Annotated in this window: 18 protein-coding genes; 15 read left to right on the top strand and 3 right to left on the bottom strand. The window is 42.4% G+C overall.

Translation table 11 applies throughout. The features are described from left to right. Nucleotides 1–194 precede the first annotated feature (194 nt). The 10 genes from AB5170_RS00090 to thrS all read left to right on the top strand — a co-directional run bounded on the left by AB5170_RS00090 (nucleotide 195) and on the right by thrS (nucleotide 15,397). Nucleotides 195–1,421 (top strand): response regulator, encoded by a 1,227-nt coding sequence (locus tag AB5170_RS00090; RefSeq protein ID WP_173719355.1) that lies wholly within the window; start codon nucleotides 195–197, stop codon nucleotides 1,419–1,421. After that, complete coding sequence (locus AB5170_RS00085; RefSeq protein WP_173719354.1) at nucleotides 1,418–3,241, top strand: sensor histidine kinase; 1,824 nt, start codon at nucleotides 1,418–1,420, stop codon at nucleotides 3,239–3,241. Before AB5170_RS00090 ends, AB5170_RS00085 begins: the two co-directional genes overlap by 4 nt. Before the next feature lie 178 nt (nucleotides 3,242–3,419). Beyond that, a complete protein-coding gene (locus AB5170_RS00080) occupies nucleotides 3,420–5,147 on the top strand; it encodes an extracellular solute-binding protein (protein ID WP_368361654.1) in 1,728 nt (575 codons plus the stop codon). 70 nt (nucleotides 5,148–5,217) lie between these two features. Further along, nucleotides 5,218–7,104, top strand: a complete 1,887-nt coding sequence (locus tag AB5170_RS00075) for a beta-L-arabinofuranosidase domain-containing protein (protein ID WP_173719353.1) — start codon at nucleotides 5,218–5,220, stop codon at nucleotides 7,102–7,104. Between the two features lie 196 nt (nucleotides 7,105–7,300). After that, nucleotides 7,301–8,734: an adenylosuccinate lyase gene (purB, locus tag AB5170_RS00070; protein WP_118578518.1), complete on the top strand. Its 1,434-nt coding sequence runs from the start codon at nucleotides 7,301–7,303 to the stop codon at nucleotides 8,732–8,734. Nucleotides 8,735–8,795: 61 nt separating this feature from the next. Then, a complete protein-coding gene (locus AB5170_RS00065; RefSeq protein WP_118578517.1) occupies nucleotides 8,796–10,076 on the top strand; it encodes an adenylosuccinate synthase in 1,281 nt (426 codons plus the stop codon). A 250-nt stretch (nucleotides 10,077–10,326) separates the two neighbouring features. Then, entirely contained in the window at nucleotides 10,327–11,148 is an 822-nt protein-coding gene (locus AB5170_RS00060) for an HAD family phosphatase (protein ID WP_118578516.1), read from the top strand. 347 nt (nucleotides 11,149–11,495) lie between these two features. Beyond that, nucleotides 11,496–12,011, top strand: a complete 516-nt coding sequence (locus AB5170_RS00055) for an SEC-C metal-binding domain-containing protein (protein WP_118578503.1) — start codon at nucleotides 11,496–11,498, stop codon at nucleotides 12,009–12,011. A 207-nt stretch (nucleotides 12,012–12,218) separates the two neighbouring features. After that, complete coding sequence (locus AB5170_RS00050) at nucleotides 12,219–12,965, top strand: YdcF family protein (protein WP_173719352.1); 747 nt, start codon at nucleotides 12,219–12,221, stop codon at nucleotides 12,963–12,965. Between the two features lie 494 nt (nucleotides 12,966–13,459). Beyond that, nucleotides 13,460–15,397, top strand: coding sequence for a threonine--tRNA ligase (gene thrS / locus AB5170_RS00045; protein WP_368361657.1), 1,938 nt, complete (start codon nucleotides 13,460–13,462; stop codon nucleotides 15,395–15,397). A 172-nt stretch (nucleotides 15,398–15,569) separates the two neighbouring features. Here thrS and AB5170_RS00040 read toward each other — a convergent pair whose 3' ends face one another. Beyond that, nucleotides 15,570–16,439 (bottom strand): shikimate dehydrogenase, encoded by an 870-nt coding sequence (locus AB5170_RS00040; protein ID WP_118578501.1) that lies wholly within the window; start codon nucleotides 16,437–16,439, stop codon nucleotides 15,570–15,572. Then, complete coding sequence (locus AB5170_RS00035; RefSeq protein WP_325064566.1) at nucleotides 16,436–16,636, bottom strand: DUF6783 domain-containing protein; 201 nt, start codon at nucleotides 16,634–16,636, stop codon at nucleotides 16,436–16,438. The genes AB5170_RS00040 and AB5170_RS00035 overlap by 4 nt, the downstream gene beginning before the upstream one ends. On the opposite strand from AB5170_RS00035, the gene AB5170_RS00030 reads away from it, so the two are divergent. The 5 genes from AB5170_RS00030 to AB5170_RS00010 all read left to right on the top strand — a co-directional run bounded on the left by AB5170_RS00030 (nucleotide 16,556) and on the right by AB5170_RS00010 (nucleotide 20,142). After that, nucleotides 16,556–16,939, top strand: coding sequence for a DUF6783 domain-containing protein (locus AB5170_RS00030; protein WP_325064565.1), 384 nt, complete (start codon nucleotides 16,556–16,558; stop codon nucleotides 16,937–16,939). The two genes, AB5170_RS00035 and AB5170_RS00030, sit on opposite strands and share 81 nt — an antisense overlap. Next, nucleotides 16,824–17,561 (top strand): type I 3-dehydroquinate dehydratase, encoded by a 738-nt coding sequence (gene aroD / locus AB5170_RS00025; RefSeq protein WP_325064564.1) that lies wholly within the window; start codon nucleotides 16,824–16,826, stop codon nucleotides 17,559–17,561. Before AB5170_RS00030 ends, aroD begins: the two co-directional genes overlap by 116 nt. 251 nt (nucleotides 17,562–17,812) lie before the next feature. After that, nucleotides 17,813–18,658, top strand: a complete 846-nt coding sequence (locus AB5170_RS00020; RefSeq protein ID WP_173719350.1) for a sigma-E processing peptidase SpoIIGA — start codon at nucleotides 17,813–17,815, stop codon at nucleotides 18,656–18,658. 57 nt (nucleotides 18,659–18,715) lie between these two features. After that, nucleotides 18,716–19,402, top strand: coding sequence for an RNA polymerase sporulation sigma factor SigE (gene sigE, locus AB5170_RS00015; protein ID WP_173772878.1), 687 nt, complete (start codon nucleotides 18,716–18,718; stop codon nucleotides 19,400–19,402). Nucleotides 19,403–19,710: 308 nt separating this feature from the next. After that, nucleotides 19,711–20,142, top strand: coding sequence for a hypothetical protein (locus AB5170_RS00010; protein WP_118584315.1), 432 nt, complete (start codon nucleotides 19,711–19,713; stop codon nucleotides 20,140–20,142). A 107-nt stretch (nucleotides 20,143–20,249) separates the two neighbouring features. Here the strand turns inward: AB5170_RS00010 and AB5170_RS00005 are convergent, their stop codons facing one another. After that, on the bottom strand, nucleotides 20,250–21,134 hold the full coding sequence (locus AB5170_RS00005) for a hypothetical protein (RefSeq protein WP_148463753.1): 885 nt from the start codon (nucleotides 21,132–21,134) through the stop codon (nucleotides 20,250–20,252). Nucleotides 21,135–21,448 lie beyond the last annotated feature (314 nt).

The following is a 21,448-nucleotide window of genomic DNA, read 5'->3' as shown; positions in this document are numbered from 1 at the left end:
TAAAAACATGAAATTGTAATATTCATTGAGGTATTATATAATAGTATAGTGTCAAAATATTTTTTGCTACTGGCAATGTTGATATTTTCGCACAACCCCCTTGGTCAGGTGATTGGCTGGCAGTGTTCCACGAACAGATCATTTGACGCAGGGGGTATTTGTGTTAAAAAATGTATGGGTGGGAATGAGAGCAAATGACAAGACGAAAAATTCTTATTGTGGAAGATGAAGTGCTGGTAAGATGTGGATTAAGGTCCATGGTGAACTGGGAAAAACTGGGGCTGGATGTAATTGGAGATGCTTCCAATGGAAAAGAAGCCCTGGAAATATACGAGAAAGAAAAACCGGATATTGTTATGACAGATATTAAAATGCCGGTTATGGACGGACTGGAACTGATCGAAAAAATACGGGAACAGGATCAGAGCACCAGGATTGTCCTACTGACCTGTTATGAAGAATTTTCTTATCTGATGAGAGCTATGAAGCTAGGGGTGTCTGATTATATTTTAAAACTAAAAATGAAACCTGATGAGATTGAAAAAGCAATGGAGAAGGTATGTAAAGAACTGGAACAGAAGAATCCCGATTCCAAAAATGAAACAAAAGCAGTGCAGGATAAATCAGATTTATTCGGGCAGTATGTTTTTTATCACCAGATTAATGAAAATACTTTTCGGGAACAGTTAAAAAAGCTTGATTTTCAGGTTTCGGAAAAATCATACCGAATCTGCAGGATGGAAATTGCAAATTATAAAGAGGTATGTGAAAAAACAAAAGACGAACAAGGAGCTTTGATCCAATTCCTGATCTTTAATATGACAGAGGAAATACTGGGAAAATATAAAAATGGAGAACTGATCCGGGAGAATGAAAAAAATTATCTTCTTTTAATTGAAGAAACGGAAGAGGATAACCAGAAAACGATCCTGAAGGAAATTGCCCGGGTATTGCGGGAACATATTATGGCGCAGGTCTGCTGGAAAATCAGCGGTGTGGGACGTTCCTGGACAGAGCTTTCCGACAGGTACCAGGAATGTAAGAAGAATGAAACAGAAAAACAAAAAGAAGATCAGAAAGCACAGAACTTGAAACAGTTAAGTATTGAAATCTATAAAGCAAAAGAGTACATAGACCAGCATCTGGCAGACAAGCTTACCTTGAACCAGGTTGCGGAAATTGTATGTTTAAGTCCTAACTATTTCAGCAGCATGTGGAAAAAGGAAATGCAGGTAGGCTTCGTGGATTATATTACAGAACAGAGAGTAGAAAAGGCCAAGGAGCTGTTTGCCACAACCGATCTTAGAACCCATGAAGTAGCAGAACTCACTGGCTTTGGGGACGACAGCTATTTCAGCAAGATATTTCGGAAGGTTTCCGGAAAGAATCCAGGCAGCTTCAGAAAGCGGAATATTTTATGAAAAAAGATGATACAGTAAAAATTCCATTTTATAAAAGTGTTTTTGGAAAAATGATAATAGCAGTATCCATTAGCTTTCTGCTTGTGATCATTATAAGCTTTATAGGTCTTTATATGGGAGTGAAGGGAGCCTTAAGAACACGTACAGAAACGGAACTTCTAAGATCTTATAAGCAGCTGGAACAGAACCTGGATACATTTGGAAGAGAAGTTGACCAGGTTGCCCTTCGTGTTTTAAATGGTTCTGATCTGGCAAGCCTGGTAGTATCCCATGGCTCTCAAACTAGCATGATAGAGCAAAGAATTGATTTTTTCAGCATGACAGACACGATTCTGGCAGAGTACAGCTTTATTGATTCCATTGTTTTTTATAATGCGGAAGATGTAACCTTATTTGCTGACGGAAACTGGAACATTACCTCTGAAAACAGTGAGAAAAGGGGGAAATTCTACACAGAGAGACTGAAAAACCGGAACGCAGTTCCACAGAAAAAACCAATCTGGTATGGAGGCTATAACAGCAGTGATTTTGTGGAAAATGACAGGGATAACCAGAAACTGTTGAATTATGTGAGCGTGTGCAGGCCTATTTTCCGGGGAGAAAAATATGGCTGGCTTGTGTTGAATGTGGATCTGGAACATTTTGTAAGCTATTACAATTCAATTTCACAAGATGGAGGCTGGTCAGAGGAAACCTATATGATCGACCAGTTTGGAAGGACTGTTTCAGAAACAAATGTATATGGGATAGGGGATGAAAAAGAAAATTTAATGCTGCAGCCAGAAGCTGCCCCAAAAATATTTGAATCCGGTAAAAATCTGATCCTGTGTTATCCGGTGGGCTTTTGTAATTGGACATTGGTAAATGAAACTCCAATATCTGAAATATTAGGAGACATCCAGGATGTTCAGGAAATTTTTATTCTGGCAATTGTCGCTTCGGTAACCATTTCAATTTTATTTCTTGTATTCTGGGTGAAATATATGACAACGCCCTTTGTAAAGGTGATAGATGCGCTGAAAATGGTACAAAACGGGCAGTTCGGCATTGTTTTGGAACAAGACCATGAGAATGGGGATGAGTTCTCTCTTCTGGTGAACAGCTATAATAAAATGACACTGGAAATATCAAGTCTGATCCGCAAAAATGTGGAAAATGAAAAATCAAAAAGAGATGCACAGATCCGCGCACTGAAGTCCCAGATCAATCCTCATTTTTTGTATAATACGCTGAATACAGTGAAATGGATGGCAATTGTGAAAGGCGAAAATGATATTGTGGACTGTATGGATGCACTGGCGGAAATGGTTCAGCCGATTTTCAGGGATACACGCAACAAGTGGTCAGTAGAGGAAGAACTTACTTATATCAAAAATTACTGCAGGATCATGAATTACAGATACGGTGAAAAAACAGTGCTTGGTATAGAAGCAGACAGTTCACTTATGTCTGCTATGGTGCCGAAATTTATTTTGCAGCCGCTTGTGGAGAATTCTTTTTTTCATGGTCTGGCAGAAAAAGAAATGCAGGAGCATAAAAAATTCCAGATATACGTAAAAGGGAAAAGAAAAGAGTATAAAACCAGGGACTGCCTGGAATTATGCGTATATGACAATGGAATTGGAATAAGCAGGGAAAACTGTGAGAAGCTCCGTGCAATTCTGAATATGGAGGATGACGGCAGACATATTGGGCTCAGAAACATATATCAGAGAATCAAGCTTCTTTATGACATGGAAAACGGAGTGGAAATTGGCAGTGATAATGAGAACGGTTTCCAGGTACTGGTCCGGATTCCTTATGAAGAAGAAAAATGGTAAAATAGTTATAAAAATCGTGGCTTTTTTCCATAAACCAGGAATGTGACGGGGATAAGATGTGCATAGAATTATGCCAAAAATCGGAAGGTTGTTTCTGGAAGATGTGTTCTGTTTTTGGTATCCTTTTTACAGAAACAAAACACGGCGCAACACCAAAAAAGAAAACAGGAGGTAGGAAATGAGAAGGAATTTATGGAAAAAGGTTACATCTGCAACCTTATGTGCTGCGATGGTTGGGGGAATTATGGTAAGCAACGGAGCCCTGGCAGTGCAGGCTGAGGAAGGGGAAGAAAAGGAAGTAATTACTCTCAGAGTCATGGGAGAAACAGGAATGGACGGCATTTCCACAGACGATGCAGTAGGACGCTATATTAAGGAAAAACTGGGAATCGTACTGGAATATACAAATGTAAGTACAGATCGATTAAAAGTGATGGCTTCCGGTGGAGATCTTCCGGATATTGTAGAACTTCATAACGGAGATATTGATGTTAAAAATCTGATCGATGCAGGATCGTTATGGGCCATGGATGACTGGCTTGCAGAAAATGGAGATAATCTGAAAGAAAAACTTCCGGATGCATTAAAGTATTCAAAAGATATTATTGGCGGAGGAAGTACTTATTTTATTCCGACAAATGTTCAGACAGAGAATAAAGATCTGCCAAATAAGAATGGCTTTGTAGGATTTTTTACAAGATGGGATTATTATAAGGAATTAGGATATCCGGATGTCAGCACTGAAGACAAATATCTGGATGTTTTAAAACAGATGGTAGATGCACATCCGACGACAGCAGACGGCAAGAAGGTTTATGCATTGTCTGGCTGGTCTGACTGGGGAATCTGGCCTTATATGATCAGTTACCCATTTGATATGGGCTATACAAATTCAGGAAATAATCAGTTCATAAACAATGAAACCGGTGAATTTGAAGATATGTTTACGGTAGAAGACGGACCATTGTGGAAAGCTCTTTCCTTCTATAACAAGGCTTATCGGATGGGCATTATGGATCCGGAAGCATTTACCATGAAAAACAGTCAGTATGATGACAAAATTAAAAACGGAGAGGTTCTGGTATGTAATTATAACTGGACACAGCCGGATAAAAATATCTGCGGTGAAGATGCAGCAATGTATATGATTCCTGGTACTTTCCCATATGCAATGCAGATTTATCCATATGCAAATCCGTTAGGATATCAGGCTGCGAATGCACTTGTAATCAGTGCGAACTGTGAATATCCGGAACGTGCAATGGAACTGATTGAATTCATGACCTCTGATGAAGGCGCAAGACTGGTACGTACAGGAGTTCCTGGCGAAGACTGGGATGTTGTGGATGGAGAACCGGAACTGATCGGAAAGCGCCTTGAAAACTTTACCAGCAATGGTAAAGAGTATTCTGGCTATACAACTGACGGTGTACAGGGAATTGGCAAGTATAAATGGTTATCACCTTTATGGGAAACCAATCAGTGTGCAGATGGAGAACCGGTAGATTTAACTCTTTCTAAGAAATATGTTTTATCTAGTGTTACAGAGATAGATAAGGATTTCTGCAATTATTATACTGACGGAAAAGCACAGTATCCGGGAGAGGTTTATAAACAGCTGGTTGATGAAGGAAAATTAAAAACAAATAATGAAGATCCGGCAGTTGGTCTGGCAGCAACTTTAATGCAGCCTATATCTGATGAAGCTACAAGAATTGGCAACAAGGCATCCGAGTATGTACAGGCAAATATTGCCAAAATTATTACCTGCGAGGATGATGATGCTTTTGCAGCTCAGAGAGAAAAGATGATCAGTGATATCAATGCAATGGGATATGATCAGGTATTGGAAGAAGTTCAGGCAAACTTTGAGGATGCAAAGGCAGCAGCAGAAACATTTAAATAAATATAGCCATAAAAATCTAAGAGCCGTGAAAGTTTTCACGGCTCTTTTTAACCAAATAAAGGAGAATATAATGAAAATTAAATACAACGGAATTGCAGACGCAGCAGCGCGTTTTGTAGAAAAAGAGCAGCTGAAAAACAGAAGCCTATGGAAACTGACAGCAGATCAGTTTGCCAACTGCCCAGATGATGAGGATCTTGGCTGGAGAGGGGAATACTGGGGTAAGCTTATGCGTGGTGCATGTGAGACTTATCTTTATACCAGGGATGAAGAATTATATGAAATTCTCACAGAGTCTGTGGAGCAGCTCCTTTTTTATCAGGATGAGGAAGGCAGAATTTCCACATACAGCAAAGAAGCAGAATTCCAGGGATGGGATATGTGGGGCAGGAAATATGTACTTATGGGGCTGATCAGTTATTATAATATCTGCAGAGAAGAAGAGAAAAAAAGAAAAGTGATCCAGTCAGCAGAAAGACATCTGGATTATATTATGGCGCATGTAGGAAAGGAATCTGGAAAAAAGAAGATTACAGAAACTTCTGATATCTGGCAGGGAATCAATTCCAGCTCTATTCTGGAGCCGGTGGTTCTGCTGTACCGCATTGTGCATGAAAAAAAATATCTGGATTTTGCAGCTTATATTGTAGATTGCGGTGGAGCTCGGGAATTTAACATTTTTGAAGCTGCTTACCAGAATGAATTGTATCCTTATGAATATCCGGTTGTAAAAGCATATGAGCTAATGTCCTGCTTTGAAGGTCTGCTGGAATATTCCCTTGTTGTCAAAGAAGAAAAATGGCAGATTGCTGTAAAAAATTTTGTAGCGAAGCTTCTGGAATCAGAGAGAACGGTAGTGGGAGGTCTTGGCTGCAAAAACGAATTGCTGGATCATGGAAGTCTTATGCAGAGTGGTACAAAATATGACGGAATCATGCTGGAAACCTGCGTATCAGTTACCTGGATGAGGTTGCTGCGCAGAATGTACTATTTTACAGGAGATATCAAATATATTGATGAAATTGAGAGAACGGCATTTAATATACTTTATGGTTCTGTTAATTTTGAAAAGGCAGTCTGTGGAGAGGAAACCCGTTTTGATGAACCCTATTACAGGCAGGTGTATGACCGTTATACGGCAGACAAAGATGGCTGTATTCCCGCATTTGACAGTTATAGTCCATTAAGCTCCAATATACGTGGCCGTGCAGTGGGAGGATTTAAGGCAATGGAGGAAAACCAGGCTTTTTGCGGCTGTTGCATTGCAATCGGAGCAGCTGGAACAGCGCTTGTCCCGCTTCTTGGGACAGAAGTGCAAGACAGGCTGGTAAGAATGAATCTGTATATGCCGGGAAAACTTGAGTTTCTGATCGACAGTGTTCCCGTACAAATGGAAATAAAAACAAAGTATCCGGCAAATGGGGAAATTCGCATGAAACTGAGCATGACTCAGGAGGTCTGGTTCGAAACAGAGCTTCGAATTCCTGAATTTTCCAGGACATGCAGGCTGACAGTGCGAACGGCAGAAAATAATGAAGATACCGTTCTTCCGGAAGCAGAGAAATATTTTTCATTAAAGCGGACCTGGAAAGATGGAGATGAGATTGTATTAAATCTGGATATGAACCCCAGAATCCTGTGGGGAATGGAGAATCCGGAGGATGCCGACAGTGCCAGAAGAATGGCTGTGCTATATGGTCCGCTGGTTCTGGCAAGAGAAAAGCGCCTGGAGGAAAAGGAAGGGACGATTATGGACTGCCGGAAAGAAGAGGCGCTGAACAGACCTTTGAAAATTGAGAATACAAGAAAAGCACTATCCTACGACTTGAAAAAGAAGTATCAGTGCCTGTTTGACGTCACCATAGGGGAAGAGACCTTCCTGATGGTGGATTATGCGTCTGCCGGAAAAACCTGGAGACGGGATACGGAAATGGAAGTATGGCTACAGACGAAATAAATGTGCGGCAGAAAATCTGTAAGATAAAGGGCAAAAAAGAAATTTTTTGGAATTCAGAGTGTGAAATTGTGAACACGAAATTCCATCAGGGTCTTGCTTAAAATCTTTGGATGTTATATAATCCCCTTGTATGTGGAAAAAACAGTTGATCCGCAAAGTAAATGATAAAAACTTACTTAGAAACAGGAGAGAAAGAATGAGTACAGACAGATATACAAGCCCTTTGTCTGAGCGTTATGCCAGCAAGGAAATGCAGTACATTTTTTCACAGGATATGAAATTCCGCACCTGGAGAAGACTCTGGATCGCTCTGGCAGAGACTGAGAAGGAGCTTGGACTGAACATCACCCAGGAACAGATTGATGAACTGAAAGCTCATGCAGACGATATCAACTATGATGTTGCCAAGGCCCGTGAGAAAGAAGTGCGTCACGATGTTATGTCCCATGTATATGCTTACGGTGTGCAGTGCCCGAAAGCAAAGGGAATCATCCACCTGGGAGCAACATCCTGTTATGTAGGAGATAATACAGACATTATTGTTATGACAGAAGCTCTGAAACTGGTTCAGAAGAAACTGGTAAACGTAATTGCAGAGCTTTCCAAGTTCGCTGACAAATATAAAGATCAGCCTACACTTGCATTTACCCATTTCCAGCCTGCACAGCCAACTACCGTTGGAAAGCGTGCCACACTGTGGACACAGGAATTCATGATGGATCTTGAAGATCTGGAATATGTTCTTGGCACCATTAAGCTTCTTGGTTCTAAAGGTACTACAGGTACACAGGCAAGCTTTCTGGAACTGTTTGAAGGAGACCAGGAGACCATCGACAAGATCGATCCGATGATCGCTGCCAAGATGGGATTCAAGGAATGCTATCCGGTATCCGGACAGACCTATTCCCGTAAAGTTGATACCCGTGTTGTCAATGTTCTGGCAGGAATTGCAGCAAGTGCACACAAGATGTCAAACGATATCCGTCTTCTTCAGCATCTGAAAGAAGTAGAGGAGCCATTTGAGAAATCCCAGATCGGATCTTCCGCTATGGCTTATAAGAGAAACCCGATGAGAAGTGAGCGTATTGCTTCCCTTTCCAGATATGTGATGGTAGATGCCCTGAATCCAGCCATCACCTCTGCTACCCAGTGGTTTGAGAGAACCCTGGATGACTCCGCCAACAAGCGTCTTTCCGTACCGGAAGGCTTCCTTGCAATTGACGGAATCCTGGATCTGTGCCTGAATGTTGTAGATGGCCTTGTGGTTTATCCGAAGGTTATCGAGAAACACATGATGGCTGAGCTGCCATTTATGGCAACTGAGAACATTATGATGGACGCAGTAAAAGCAGGTGGAGACCGTCAGGAGCTTCATGAGCGCATCCGTGAGCTTTCCATGGAAGCAGGCAGGAATGTTAAGGTAGAAGGTAAGGACAACAACCTTCTTGAGCTGATCGCAGCCGATCCGGCATTTAACCTGACTCTGGAAGAGCTTCAGAAAACCATGGATCCGAAGAAATATGTGGGACGTGCCAAAGAGCAGACCGAAAGCTTTATTGCAAAAGTTGTAAATCCGGTTCTGGATTCCCACAAGGAAATGCTTGGAATGACAGCTGAGATTAATGTATGATAAAAGGTTGTTGTTTTCTTTTTTAATGAAATTCAGATCAGACACAGGAGGAATTTGAGTTATGATCAAAGCAGTAGTTGGAGCAAACTGGGGAGATGAAGGTAAGGGGAAAATTACCGACATGCTCGCTGAGAAAGCTGATATTATCGTTAGATTCCAGGGTGGTGCAAATGCAGGACATACCATTGTAAACGACTATGGTAAATTCGCACTTCACACTCTGCCGTCAGGTGTATTTTATGGACACACCACAAGTGTGATCGGCAACGGTGTTGCACTGAATATCCCTGTATTTTTCAAAGAATACAATGAGGTTGTAAGCAAAGGTGTTCCGGCACCGAAGATTCTGATCTCTGACAGAGCACAGATGGTTATGCCGTACCACATTCTGTTTGACCAGTATGAGGAAGAGCGTCTGGGAGGCAAATCTTTCGGTTCTACTAAATCCGGTATCGCACCTTTCTATTCTGACAAATATGCAAAAATCGGTTTTCAGGTAAATGAGCTTTTTGACGAGGATCGCCTGAAGGAGAAACTGGCAAGCGTTTGTGAAACTAAGAACGTTCTTCTTGAGCACTTATACCACAAACCGCTTCTGAACGTTGATGAGCTTTTTGCAGAGCTGATGGAATACAAGAAGATGGTTGCACCATATGTATGCGACGTTTCCTTGTATCTGAATAATGCACTGAAAGAGGGCAAGGAGATCCTTCTTGAGGGACAGCTTGGAACTTTGAAAGACCCTGACCATGGTATTTACCCAATGGTTACCTCTTCTTCCACACTGGCAGCATATGGTGCAATCGGAGCAGGTGTGCCTCCATATGAGATCCAGAAGATTGTTGTTGTAAGCAAGGCTTATTCCAGCGCAGTAGGTGCCGGTGCATTTGTTTCCGAGATTTTCGGAGAAGAGGCTGACGAGCTTAGAAGACGCGGTGGTGATGGCGGAGAATACGGCGCTACCACTGGACGTCCGAGACGTATGGGATGGTATGACTGTGTTGCATCTAAATACGGCTGCCGTCTTCAGGGGGCTACAGATGTGGCATTTACAGTACTTGACGTACTTGGCTATCTGGATGAGATCCCGGTTTGTGTTGCTTACGATATCGACGGAGAGATTACCACAGACTTCCCGACCACAGCCAGACTTGAGAAAGCAAAACCGGTGATCGAGAAGCTTCCAGGATGGAAATGCGATATCCGTGGAATAAAGAACTATGAGGATCTTCCGGAGAATTGCAGAAAATACATCGAATTCATCGAGGAGAAGATCGGATACCCGATCACCATGGTTTCCAACGGACCAGGAAGAAACGATATTATTTACAGAAATAAATAATTTGGAAAAAAGCGGCTGCGTATCAGACGCTTGTAAGTAAGAATACATTACTGGTTACAGAGTGATCGGTAATTGAAATGTGACTGCGCCGGAGGTTCTCTCCGGCGTATCTTGTATCTAGTACATCGAATATTAAGTAACTGCCATATTGACTTGTCTGATTTTTATTTGCTGCGCCAATATAGCAGAAACTTAATTTTCGATGCTCTAGATGACAAAAAAGAAAACGGATTTTATAAAGGAATAAAGAATGAAAAATTTTAAACGTGCAGCTGCCATTCTGGGAGTGGTAGTCTTACTGGCAGTTTGCTGTCTGCCTATGATCTTTGCTTTTGGCAGCGGCGACAACGCACAGGGGAATTTTAAGGCAGCAGTAGGTACTGTAATTCTGGTGCCAGTGCTGGCTTATGTATTTCTTATGGTTTATAAACTTTTGAAGAAAGAGGAAAAGGAGGTCGCAGGCGAAGTGAAAAACATAATTTTTGATGTGGGACAGGTATTGGTTTCCTATGATTGGGAAAGCTATCTGAAAGCGTTCCACTTTTCGGCAGAAGAAGAGAAGCTGATTGCTGAGAAGGTTTTTAAGAGCCAGATCTGGAATGAGCGTGACCGTGGCCTGTTTCCTGAAGAAGAATACCGGAAACAGTTTATCGCAGAACTTCCGGCCGAGTACGAAGCGGATGTAAAGCGTGTGATCGAAGAATCAGGAAAAACAATTGGAATTAAGGATTACGCCGAAACCTGGACCAGCTATCTGAAAAGCCAGGGCTATCATCTGTACATTCTGTCAAACTACAGCCAATTCATGCTGGATCAGACAAGACCAGGTAAAATGCCTTTTCTGAAAAATATGGATGGTGTGATTTTCTCCTGTGAGGTTCAGCAGATCAAACCGGAAGCTGATATTTATGAGACACTTCTTTCCAGATTCGGTTTAAAACCGGAGGAGAGCGTTTTCCTGGATGACCGCCCGGAGAACTGCGAGGCTGCAAGAAAGCTTGGTATTCATGCCATTGAATTCCATGATCTGAAGCAGGCGGCAAAGGAACTGGAGAAGCTTGGAGTAAAATAGAAAAAAACAGCAAAACAGGAAAGTTAACGCCCCGGCTTCAGCTAGTACTTCAGAAGCCGGGGCGTTTCGGGGAGGATATAAGTTAATCTCGCTTATCTTTTGTAATGCGTCATCATTGAAGGGGGTTCAATGAATTTGTTGGTTCATTTTACTGAACACTCATAGTATGAACCTGTCACTGGCTTTTTATACATATGTTACAGAAAAATAGTATGAATTTTATGGAAAATCTGCAAGAAAATTTTGGAAAAAAAATAAGATTTGTGTTTTTCGGTAAAAGATGGTATAATAAATTTCAGCTGTAAAACGGCATAATTACGAAATTTTGTTGAAAAGAGGAATAAGAAATGAGCGACAAGACCATTTTAGAGCAGTGGCGTGCCATTGCCTATGACCAGCAGGCAGATCGTAATAAACTTCAGCAGTTCTGGGCAAAATATTTTAACATTGAGAAGAACATTTATGCACAGCTTCTTGAGAATCCGGACGAAGTAGTTACTGGTACAGTTAAAGAGCTGGCTGAGAAATATAATCAGGAAGTGCTCACCATGGTTGGTTTCCTTGATGGAATCAATGACAGCCTTAAGGTTCAGAATCCGATCGAGACTATGGATGAGAATACTACCGTAAGTCTTTGCTTTGACAAAGAGCTTCTTTACAAGAACATGGTAGACGCTAAAGCTGACTGGCTTTACAATCTTCCACAGTGGGACAAGATCTTTACCCCGGAGAAACGTAAAGAGCTTTATCTTGAGCAGAAGAAATCCGGTACTGTTGTTAAGGCACACAAGATCGGACGTAACGATCCGTGTCCATGCGGAAGCGGAAAGAAATATAAATTCTGCTGCGGTAGAAACAAATAATAAAATGTGAATATAGACCGGGATCCGGTGGATTCCGGCTGTGGGGACGGATTGCAATGGTGGATGACTGCCAGGCAATCCGTTTCGTGTATATTTATAGGAAAATTAGTTGATTTATGAGTTCTACAAGTATGAATCAGTTTGCTTTGTGCGAGTAATGAGTGAAACACGCAGAGTGGATTTGAATTTAGAAAGAGAGAAGAGAATTTGAGTTTATTTTGTTTTTGCGCCGGGATTTTAAGCCTGGCTTATTATGTGCTGATCGTGGTATATGCTGGCATTACAGCTGATTTTGCCTGGTTCTGGGTACTGCTTACAGCGGTTCTGGAAGGCGGCGCAGTACTGATCCGCTATGGCAGAAATCATCCGGGAATTTTCCCTGGATGGCTGGGAACTGTGATCATGGTGGCTGTGCTGATCGGAATTGTCTGTTTTGGATTTATCTGCAGCCGTGTAATTTCCGGAATGAAGTCTTCCGGGAAAAAGAACCTGGATTATGTAGTTGTGTTAGGTGCCCATGTAAAAGGAGATGTACCATCCAAGGCTTTGGAGCTTCGTCTGAAGGCGGCACTGAAATATGCCAGGGAGAATGAAGATACCACGCTGATCCTTTCCGGCGGACAGGGCTTTGGGGAGGATATTACGGAAGCAAAATGTATGGAGAATTATCTGACAGCGCATGGTATTTCACAGGAGCTGCTGGTGTTGGAAGAGAAGTCTACAAGCACGAAAGAAAATCTGAAATTTTCCGATGAGCTTACCGGGTGCAGTAAGAAAAATACGGGAATATTGTCAAATAATTTTCACGTGTACCGGGCAGTAAAATTGGCGGAAAAGCTGGGATATAAACATCCTTATGGAATTGCGGCGGTATCAGATCCTATTATGCAGGTGCATTATGTGGTGCGGGAAGTAGCAGCACTTGTAAAAGAAAAACTTCGGGGAAATATCTAATTTTTTATCATCTTTATTTTGCAGATTATTGACAAACCCAAAACCCAAGGCTATAATGGGACACAGTGATAAGAAAACACGTTGACGAGAAGAGTAAACTGTGGAATGTTTCAGAGAGAGGCAGGCGGCTGGAAATGCCTTATCAGGAAACAGTTGAAAACTACCTCCGAGTGGCCCTAATCCGGTCCGGTGATTCCGTTACCATCAAATAAGTGGCCTGGTTTACAGATACGTATGCTATGGCAAGCAGGGTGGAACCGCGAGTATATTCGTCCCTTACAGTGTGAGAGCATTGTAAGGGACTTTTGTTTTTCACGAGCAATGAGTTAAAGTCCACGTTTGTGTGTGACCTTGGAGACTGCAGCTCGTCTCGTCCCTGCATGGGAGTACAGAAAATGTTTGGTTTTCAGTGCTCAGTCAAACGTTACCATACGTTTTTCGTATCAGACAGTTTCCTGCCGGATACAGTTTCAGAAAAAGAAAAGGAGACACGAATCATGATTATCACATTAAAAGACGGTTCTAAAAAAGAATACGCAGAAGCAAAATCCGTTATCGACATTGCGGCTGATATCAGCGAAGGCCTTGCAAGAGTTGCATGTGCAGGAGAGGTTGACGGAGAAGTTGTTGACCTTAGACATGTAGTTGACAAGGACTGCGAGTTAAGCATTCTGACATTTGAGGATGAGGGTGGAAAAGGCGCTTTCCGTCACACCACATCCCACATTATGGCACAGGCAATCAAGAGACTGTACCCGGATGTAAAGCTTGCAATCGGACCATCTATTGCAGACGGATTTTATTATGATATTGACAGCGAGAACCCGATCACTACAGAGGATCTTGCAAAGATCGAAGTTGAGATGAAGAAAGTGGTAAAGGAAGCACTTCCGATTACCCGTTTTACCAAATCCAGAGAAGAAGCGATCGCATTCTTCAAAGAGAAAAATGAGCCATATAAAGTGGAGCTTATCGAAGATCTTCCAGAAGATGCTGAGATCAGCTTTTATCAGCAGGGTGAGTTTGTTGACCTTTGTGCAGGACCTCACCTTATGACAACCAAACCGGTAAAAGCATTCAAGCTTACCAGCATTGCAGGTGCTTACTGGAGAGGAAGTGAGAAGAATAAAATGCTTACCAGAATCTACGGAACTTCTTTCACGAAGAAAGCAGATCTGGAAGAATATATTACCCGTATGGAAGAGGCGAAGAAACGTGACCACAGAAAGCTTGGTAAAGAGCTTGGTCTGTTCATGATGAGCGACGAAGGTCCTGGATTCCCGTTCTTCCTTCCTAAGGGAATGGTTCTGAAGAATACTCTTCTTGATTACTGGAGAGAAATCCATCAGAAAGCAGGATATGTTGAGATTTCCACACCGATCATGCTGGCACGTCATCTTTGGGAGACATCCGGACACTGGGATCATTACAAAGAAAATATGTATACAACTGTAATTGACGATCAGGATTTTGCAATCAAGCCAATGAACTGTCCGGGAGGTATTCTTGTATACCAGTCAGAACCACGTTCTTACCGTGATCTGCCGCTTCGTATGGGTGAGCTTGGTCTGGTACATCGTCATGAAAAATCCGGACAGCTTCACGGACTTATGCGTGTACGCTGCTTTACACAGGATGATGCCCATATCTTTATGATGCCGGAGCAGATCCGTGAGGAGATTAAAGGGGTTGCAAAACTGATTGACGAGGTATATCAGCTGTTTGGTTTCAAATATCACGTAGAGCTTTCCACACGTCCGGAAGATTCCATGGGAAGTGATGAGGACTGGGAGATGGCTACAGACGCTCTTCGCGGAGCTCTTGACGACCTCGGGCTTAATTATGTAGTAAATGAGGGAGACGGAGCGTTCTACGGACCGAAGATTGACTTCCATCTTGAGGACTCCATCGGAAGAACCTGGCAGTGTGGTACTATCCAGCTTGATTTCCAGCTTCTGCTCCGTTTTAATTGTGAATATGTTGGTGCTGACGGCGAGAAACATCGTCCGATCATGATCCACCGTGTTGCTTTTGGATCCATCGAGCGTTTTATCGGTATTTTGATCGAGCATTTTGCAGGTGCATTCCCAACATGGCTTGCTCCTGTACAGGTGAAGGTGCTTCCGATTTCTGATAAATATATGGATTATGCAGAAAAGGTTGTAAACGAGCTGAAAGAGGCTGGTATTCGTGTCGAAATTGATACCCGTGCTGAGAAAATCGGTTACAAGATCCGTGAGGCAAGACTTCAGAAGATTCCTTATATGCTGGTTGTTGGTGCCAAAGAAGAGGAAGAGGGCAAAGTTTCTGTAAGAAGCCGTTTCCTGGGAGATGAAGGTGCGAAGGATCTTGGAGAGTTCATTACTTCTATCAAAGCTGAGATCAAGAGCAGAGAGAACCGTAAGGTAGAGGTTCAGGAAGAGCAGAAATAAGCCGGATTTTCCGAAAAGTTTTAAGTGAATAAATAGGAACGTGATTTCCATATAAAAGAAAGGCGCTGCTGTGAGATGCGGCGCCTTTCTTGAAAATATTAACATTGTTATAAAATATAGCTGGATTAGGTGAAAAAATATATAATCTTGTGAATTATAGCAGATGAATGCATTATTCGGAAAAGTATTTCGCCTTAATTTCCTCCACTGGCATTTCTTTTCCTGTCCACAGACGGAACGCTTCAGCCCCCTGGTAAAGCAGCATATACATACCGTTGAAGGTGCGGCAGCCAGCCTCTCTTGCTTCGCGCAAGAATCGTGTCTCACGGGGATTGTAGATCACATCTGACACGATCAGATCCGGATGATAAAGACTGGTATCTTCAATAATGGACCCTTCTGTATCAGGAGCCATCCCCACTGAGGTGGCATTGAGAAGAAGCGCACTCTCGGAGATAGCCTGTGCCAGTTCTTCTTTATCCTTGTTTTCGTGAAGAATGGCCTGGCAGGGAAGAGTGGCGTTGATATTTTCCACCAGCTTCTGTGTGCGGTTCCAGAAACGACTGGTCTCACGGGCAAAAATATGGATTTTTTTTACCCCGTCAAGGGCAGCCTGTGCACAGATGGCAGTAGCTGCACCACCGGCTCCCATGATGGTGATGGTTTTTCCGATCACATCATATCCTGCATCTCTGACAGCCTGCATGTATCCTACACCGTCAGTGTTATAGCCGGTAAGGCGTCCATTGTCATTGACTACGGTGTTCACAGCGCCGATCAGTCGGGCAGCAGGGGAAAGCTCGTCCAGAAGCTCCACGATCTTGTTTTTGTTTGGCATGGTAAGGTTAAAGCCACGAATTCCGCAAGTTTTCAGTCCCATGACAGCAGTTTCCAGATTTTCCTCGTTTACATTGAAGCAAAGATAAGTGTAATCAAGATCAAGAAGATGGAATGCTTCATTGTGCATAAGTGGTGAAATACTGTGTGCCACCGGACTTCCAAGAAGTGCGGTAAGCTGTGTGTGACCGGTAATTGGGATCATAAGGTACCTCCTGAAGTTTCTATTATTTTGAAAGTCCAAGGCAATAGCAGTGACTGATCTGGGGTAGAGCGTGTGTGAAAAATCATTCCCGCAATCTGCACGCCCCACTTTGCGGTATATTTCACCCGAATTCGGTTGCCGTAGCCCGCTACGGCGTCCTCATCCGAGCGAAATCTCCCACAAATTGTGACGCACATCTTGCAGAAAGCCTTTTTCAAACACGCTCTAGTATGAACAGCCTTAAGATATTGGAACATGAACTTTCATTTAGTTTAAAACTGGAAATCATTAAAGCGTTACTAAGTATATATTATTCTATGAGAAAGGAGATGTCAAGAAATGACAAAACCTATTCAGATAAAGAACCTGACTATCGGAGCAGGAATCCCGAAAATCTGCGTTCCTCTTACTGGAACCACCAGAGAAAAAATCTGCCAGGAAGCAGAGGATGCCAAAAAAGCAGCTGCAGATCTGGTGGAATGGCGTGCAGATTTCTTTGAAGAACTGATGAATCCGGAAGCCTGCCAGAATGTGCTTGAAGCGTTGGCAGAAATTCTTGGTGAAACACCACTGCTTTTTACAATCCGGACAAGTGAGGAAGGCGGAAATATTACCATTTCTCTGGAGGATTACGCTGCCTGCAATATAAATATTGCAAAAGGCAAAAAGGCAGACCTGGTTGATGTGGAAGTTATGAGTAATTCGGAAGAGAAGAAAAAGCTGGTGGCAGAGCTTCAAAAAGAAGGAGTCAAAGTGATCGCTTCTTCCCATGATTTCCACAAAACAGACAGTCAGGAGGTTCTTTTAAACCGCTTCCGCGAAATGGAAAAATCAGGCGCTGATATTTTGAAAATGGCGGTAATGCCTCATGGTTTCGAAGACGTGGCAGCAATTATGGAGGCAACAAATGCTATGAGACAGGAGTGCGAAAAGCCTTTGGTATCCATGGCAATGGGAAGTATTGGTTCTATTACCCGAATTTCCGGAGAGAACTTCGGCTCTGGCATTACCTTTGGAACAGTTGGCGCCGCATCTGCACCGGGACAGTTTCCGATTGGAGAACTGAGAAGTCTTCTGGATGCTTTACATGAGAAAAATGAAGAAGACGAATTAAAGCAGTAGAATTAATTTTGCACGAAGCATGAAAAAATGAATTGCTTTAATTGAAAATAATATTGACAGAATTAATTTAGAACAAAATAACGAAAAATGACAGATCATGCTGTCGATTTGGGGCGAGAAATTCTTAGGATTTCCCGCCCCTTTTTGACAAAATCTGCGCCCTCTGTGACCGTATAATGGGTTCACTTACCAAAGTGAAGGATTGACGTTACCACAAAAGGTAACGGACGACAGGCCACAGGGGGCTTTTTATGTATTATGACGTATACATAGACATCGTCTTTCTGACGAATCTTTTAATGGATTACGTTCTTCTTTGCATTGTAGGAAAGCTTTTCTTGCGAAAAAGAAATCGTGGAAGGATTTTGCTGGCGGCAGCCATTGGCGCTCTGTTTTCCTGCCTCATTTTATATGTACTGCCGGATATGATTTTTCCTGCAAAGGTACTGCTCCATGGCGGCTGTGCCTGGGGCATGCTGGTTCTTGGACTGGATCTTAAGAAAAACGGACTTCTGGTAAAAGCACTGGTGACTGTTTATCTGATGGCTTTTTTCATGGGAGGCCTTATGGAAGCGGCACCTGTAAAAAAGGCGACACCCATACGCTTTTTGATTGTTGCCGCAGGAGCCTACATGGGACTTAGTGCACTGATCTATCTTAGCGATTCTTTCCGTGCCAGATGGAAAAATATTTATCCAGTTACCCTGTCCTATCGGGGAAATGTACAACCGTTTTTCGGGCTTTTGGATACAGGAAATTTTCTTGTAGACCCCATCAGCCAGAAGGAGGTATTTATTATAAAACCGGAGGTTCTGGACGCATTGCTTCCGCAGGAAAATGCAGACAGGCTGAAACACCTTAAGGAGAACCCAGGGGAGCTGGAAGGTACAGAGCCGGCTGACTTGCATCCGCACTTTTTGCCCTATAAGACAATCGGAGAGGAAGGCGTGCTGTTGGCAGTGGTGTTAGATGACCTTTGTATTCACACTCCCAGGGAGGTGATTCATGTGGCAAATCCGGTGCTGGCGCTGGCCGTGGAACCCTCTGCTTTGGGAAAAGAGTACCAGGTACTGTTGAATTCCAGAATTTTGCATTAGGAGGGGGACTTATTCATGAACAGATCAGCAAGTGCAGCGTATTATCCATTTCAGGTAATGCCCAGATTCCTGCTCGGCAGACAGGGAGAGGTTTATTATATTGGTGGAAGTGATATTCTGCCGCCGCCACTGGAAACACAAAGAGAAGCGAGGATCCTTGAAAAACTGGGTACACCAGAGGAAAAAGAGGCAAAGTCTACCTTGATCGAGCACAATCTCAGGCTGGTGGTCTATATAGCCAAAAAGTTTGATAATACAGGTGTGAGTGTGGAGGATCTGATCTCCATTGGTACGATTGGGCTAATCAAGGCAATCAATACTTTTAACCCGGTAAAAAATATTAAGCTGGCTACGTATGCATCCAGATGTATTGAAAACGAAATTCTTATGTATCTCAGACGTAACAGTAAGACGAAAATGGAGGTTTCCATAGATGAGCCTCTGAATGTGGACTGGGACGGAAACGAGCTTTTGCTTTCCGATATTTTGGGAACGGATGATGATGTGATCTCCCAGAGGCTGGAGAACGAGGTGGAAATCAAGCTTCTGGGAAAAGCAATTTCCAAGCTTTCTCCAAGGGAACAGACGATTATCAAATTGCGGTTCGGGCTTGGAAGGCAGGAGGGAAGGGAGAAAACACAGAAAGAAGTGGCGGACCTTCTGGGGATTTCACAGTCTTATATTTCCAGGCTGGAAAAACGGATCATGAAGAGGCTGAAGAAGGAAATTGTAAAGTATGAGTAAAAGTGAGTAGTTGCAAATTGAAGCTTTGCATGATTTGCTTCTGTTGTCCATACTGTCCAGCCTCTCAAATATTCGTGGCCTCTTTGCCCATGGAAGCATGGTTTGAATGAAATTTTATATCAAAGTAATAAAATGGAGTAAGCAGGCTATGAGGCTGATTTGGAAACTATATTTAACGAAAAGAAGGGCAGAATATGGGCGTGTATTGGAATAATAACGGCAAAAACGGGAATTCTACAATAGACATAGAGGATAGTTTTATTATTTCATATGTAAAGAAATGGATTTACAGTAAAGGAGACACGCTTATGAATGCCGATGTAGAATTTCTAAACTATGTGTATCAGAATTCCCAGATGGGTATAGACACCTTGGAGCAGCTGCTTGAGATCACGGAAGACGAAAAATTGCAGACATATCTGGAAAAGCAGATTGAGGGCTATCGGAAGTTTCATAATGAAGCCAGGGATATTCTGAATCGAAGCGGATATGACGAAAAAGGTCTTGGCACCTTCGAAAAAATCCGCACCTACCTTATGGTTAACCTCCAGACTATGGCCGACGACTCCACCTCCCACATCGCCAAAATGCTGATCCAGGGCAGCAGCATGGGAATTACCGAAGCCGTGAAAAAGCTTCATCAGTACGAAAATGACGTGGAGAAAGACATCAAAAAACTGATGGAACGGCTGCAGGAATTCGAAGAGGAGAATGTGGAGAAGCTGAAGGAATTTCTGTAGGAATTAAGGCGGCGGGGGAGATGCTTCCAGATGAAGGAAGTATTTATCCTCCGCCAGTTTTGCGCAAGGATATTATGAAATTACAATTATTCATAGAAAAAATTAGTTTAAGAATTTTGAGCTATATAGTTGTCTAGATATTCCTGTGCCTGGTTTTCAGAAAACTGAAATTTCGTCATTAGTTTTTGAACAATGGCATCTGAAGAGAGGTTAAATTCCAAACACATTTCAATAGTTGCCTGGATTTTTCCATTCCGTTCTCCGTCTTCATAACCCTCTTCCCGAAACATACGCAAGGTTTTCTCTTCATCATATTCATAAATACTCATAGCTTTCGCCTCCGCTCGGTTCTTTAGTAAAAAATCCCGCAGGATGTTTTCATGGATACATTCGGTAATTGCCTTCTCAACTGCGTCAGTCAGTGGCATTTCAGCAGAATAGGTACGAATGCGAGCAACATATTCGGAGTAATCACGAAGGGTATGACAGGCATTCATTAATTCCTGGTTATGCCCCTTATTGATGTTAAGCATAACCGCTTTCAATTCCAACGCTGGTTGGTCGGTTGTTGGATGAAATAACTCTGAAAGAAGAAATTCTGTCCTGTCTGGCTGCGACTTCACACCATTATAAAAGATTACGAAGGAAGGCAGCGGAATCTGCACTTTCTTGGAACCATATATGTTCATGTCTTTCGTATAGGCTGAATAAATATCTGTTATGTACATGAGAAAGCGTAAAGGCAGGTTGGGATTTACCGTGGACTGTTGTTCATAAAGTGCCAGGCGCATATCAATAATAAAGGAAAGATCATTTTCCATTGTCATGTAGATTGCGTTATCCAATGTAGTAATTGTTAGCATTGCAGGATCATCATAATGAGTTCCGTTAATTGCATTGTAAAGTTTCAGTAATTCTGATTTGTCATTAAAAATCATCTTGTAGAGTCGATCCTTGTAAATACGGTTTACAGGTAAAGATACATTGTTCATAGAAGACCTCCTTATAAAGATGGTGGAAGGCCTCTTAATGTAAATCTCTACATTTTGGTCAGAAACCTTCCTGCTGCTATATGGGAAAAGCATGAGATTTCTGAAGCGGCAGAGCGCCGAAGATACCAGAGATGATATTAAATAGACTTACTGAAATGAAATGCTTTGTTATAGTATAGCTCATGGCGGGCTAAAATGCAAGAAAAAGAGTTCGACATGATTCGACAAATAATTTGAACAAAAAAATATAAACTTTTTTGTAAAAAGTGCTTGACGATTCCTTGCGGCAGTGGTATAGTAAACAAGCTGTCGCA

It is taken from the genome of Ruminococcus sp. RTP21484sp1_RTP21281st1_A8_RTP21281_210402, from assembly GCF_040914025.1.
GTDB classification, from domain to species: domain Bacteria; phylum Bacillota; class Clostridia; order Lachnospirales; family Lachnospiraceae; genus Blautia_A; species Blautia_A faecis.
The sequence above is the reverse complement of the archived record's forward strand: the minus strand, read 5'-3'. Positions and strand labels throughout refer to the sequence as shown.

Coding starts and splice junctions, on each gene's coding strand:
- AB5170_RS00055 (WP_118578503.1), top strand. CDS start 11,496: ATGAGCGACAAGACCATTTTAGAGCAGTGGCGTGCCATTGCCTATGAC.
- AB5170_RS00065 (WP_118578517.1), top strand. CDS start 8,796: ATGATCAAAGCAGTAGTTGGAGCAAACTGGGGAGATGAAGGTAAGGGG.
- AB5170_RS00035 (WP_325064566.1), bottom strand. CDS start 16,636: ATGTGCGTCACAATTTGTGGGAGATTTCGCTCGGATGAGGACGCCGTA.
- AB5170_RS00085 (WP_173719354.1), top strand. CDS start 1,418: ATGAAAAAAGATGATACAGTAAAAATTCCATTTTATAAAAGTGTTTTT.
- AB5170_RS00090 (WP_173719355.1), top strand. CDS start 195: ATGACAAGACGAAAAATTCTTATTGTGGAAGATGAAGTGCTGGTAAGA.
- AB5170_RS00020 (WP_173719350.1), top strand. CDS start 17,813: ATGTATTATGACGTATACATAGACATCGTCTTTCTGACGAATCTTTTA.
- AB5170_RS00060 (WP_118578516.1), top strand. CDS start 10,327: ATGAAAAATTTTAAACGTGCAGCTGCCATTCTGGGAGTGGTAGTCTTA.
- AB5170_RS00075 (WP_173719353.1), top strand. CDS start 5,218: ATGAAAATTAAATACAACGGAATTGCAGACGCAGCAGCGCGTTTTGTA.
- AB5170_RS00080 (WP_368361654.1), top strand. CDS start 3,420: ATGAGAAGGAATTTATGGAAAAAGGTTACATCTGCAACCTTATGTGCT.
- AB5170_RS00005 (WP_148463753.1), bottom strand. CDS start 21,134: ATGAACAATGTATCTTTACCTGTAAACCGTATTTACAAGGATCGACTC.
- AB5170_RS00010 (WP_118584315.1), top strand. CDS start 19,711: ATGAATGCCGATGTAGAATTTCTAAACTATGTGTATCAGAATTCCCAG.
- sigE (WP_173772878.1), top strand. CDS start 18,716: ATGCCCAGATTCCTGCTCGGCAGACAGGGAGAGGTTTATTATATTGGT.
- AB5170_RS00040 (WP_118578501.1), bottom strand. CDS start 16,439: ATGATCCCAATTACCGGTCACACACAGCTTACCGCACTTCTTGGAAGT.
- purB (WP_118578518.1), top strand. CDS start 7,301: ATGAGTACAGACAGATATACAAGCCCTTTGTCTGAGCGTTATGCCAGC.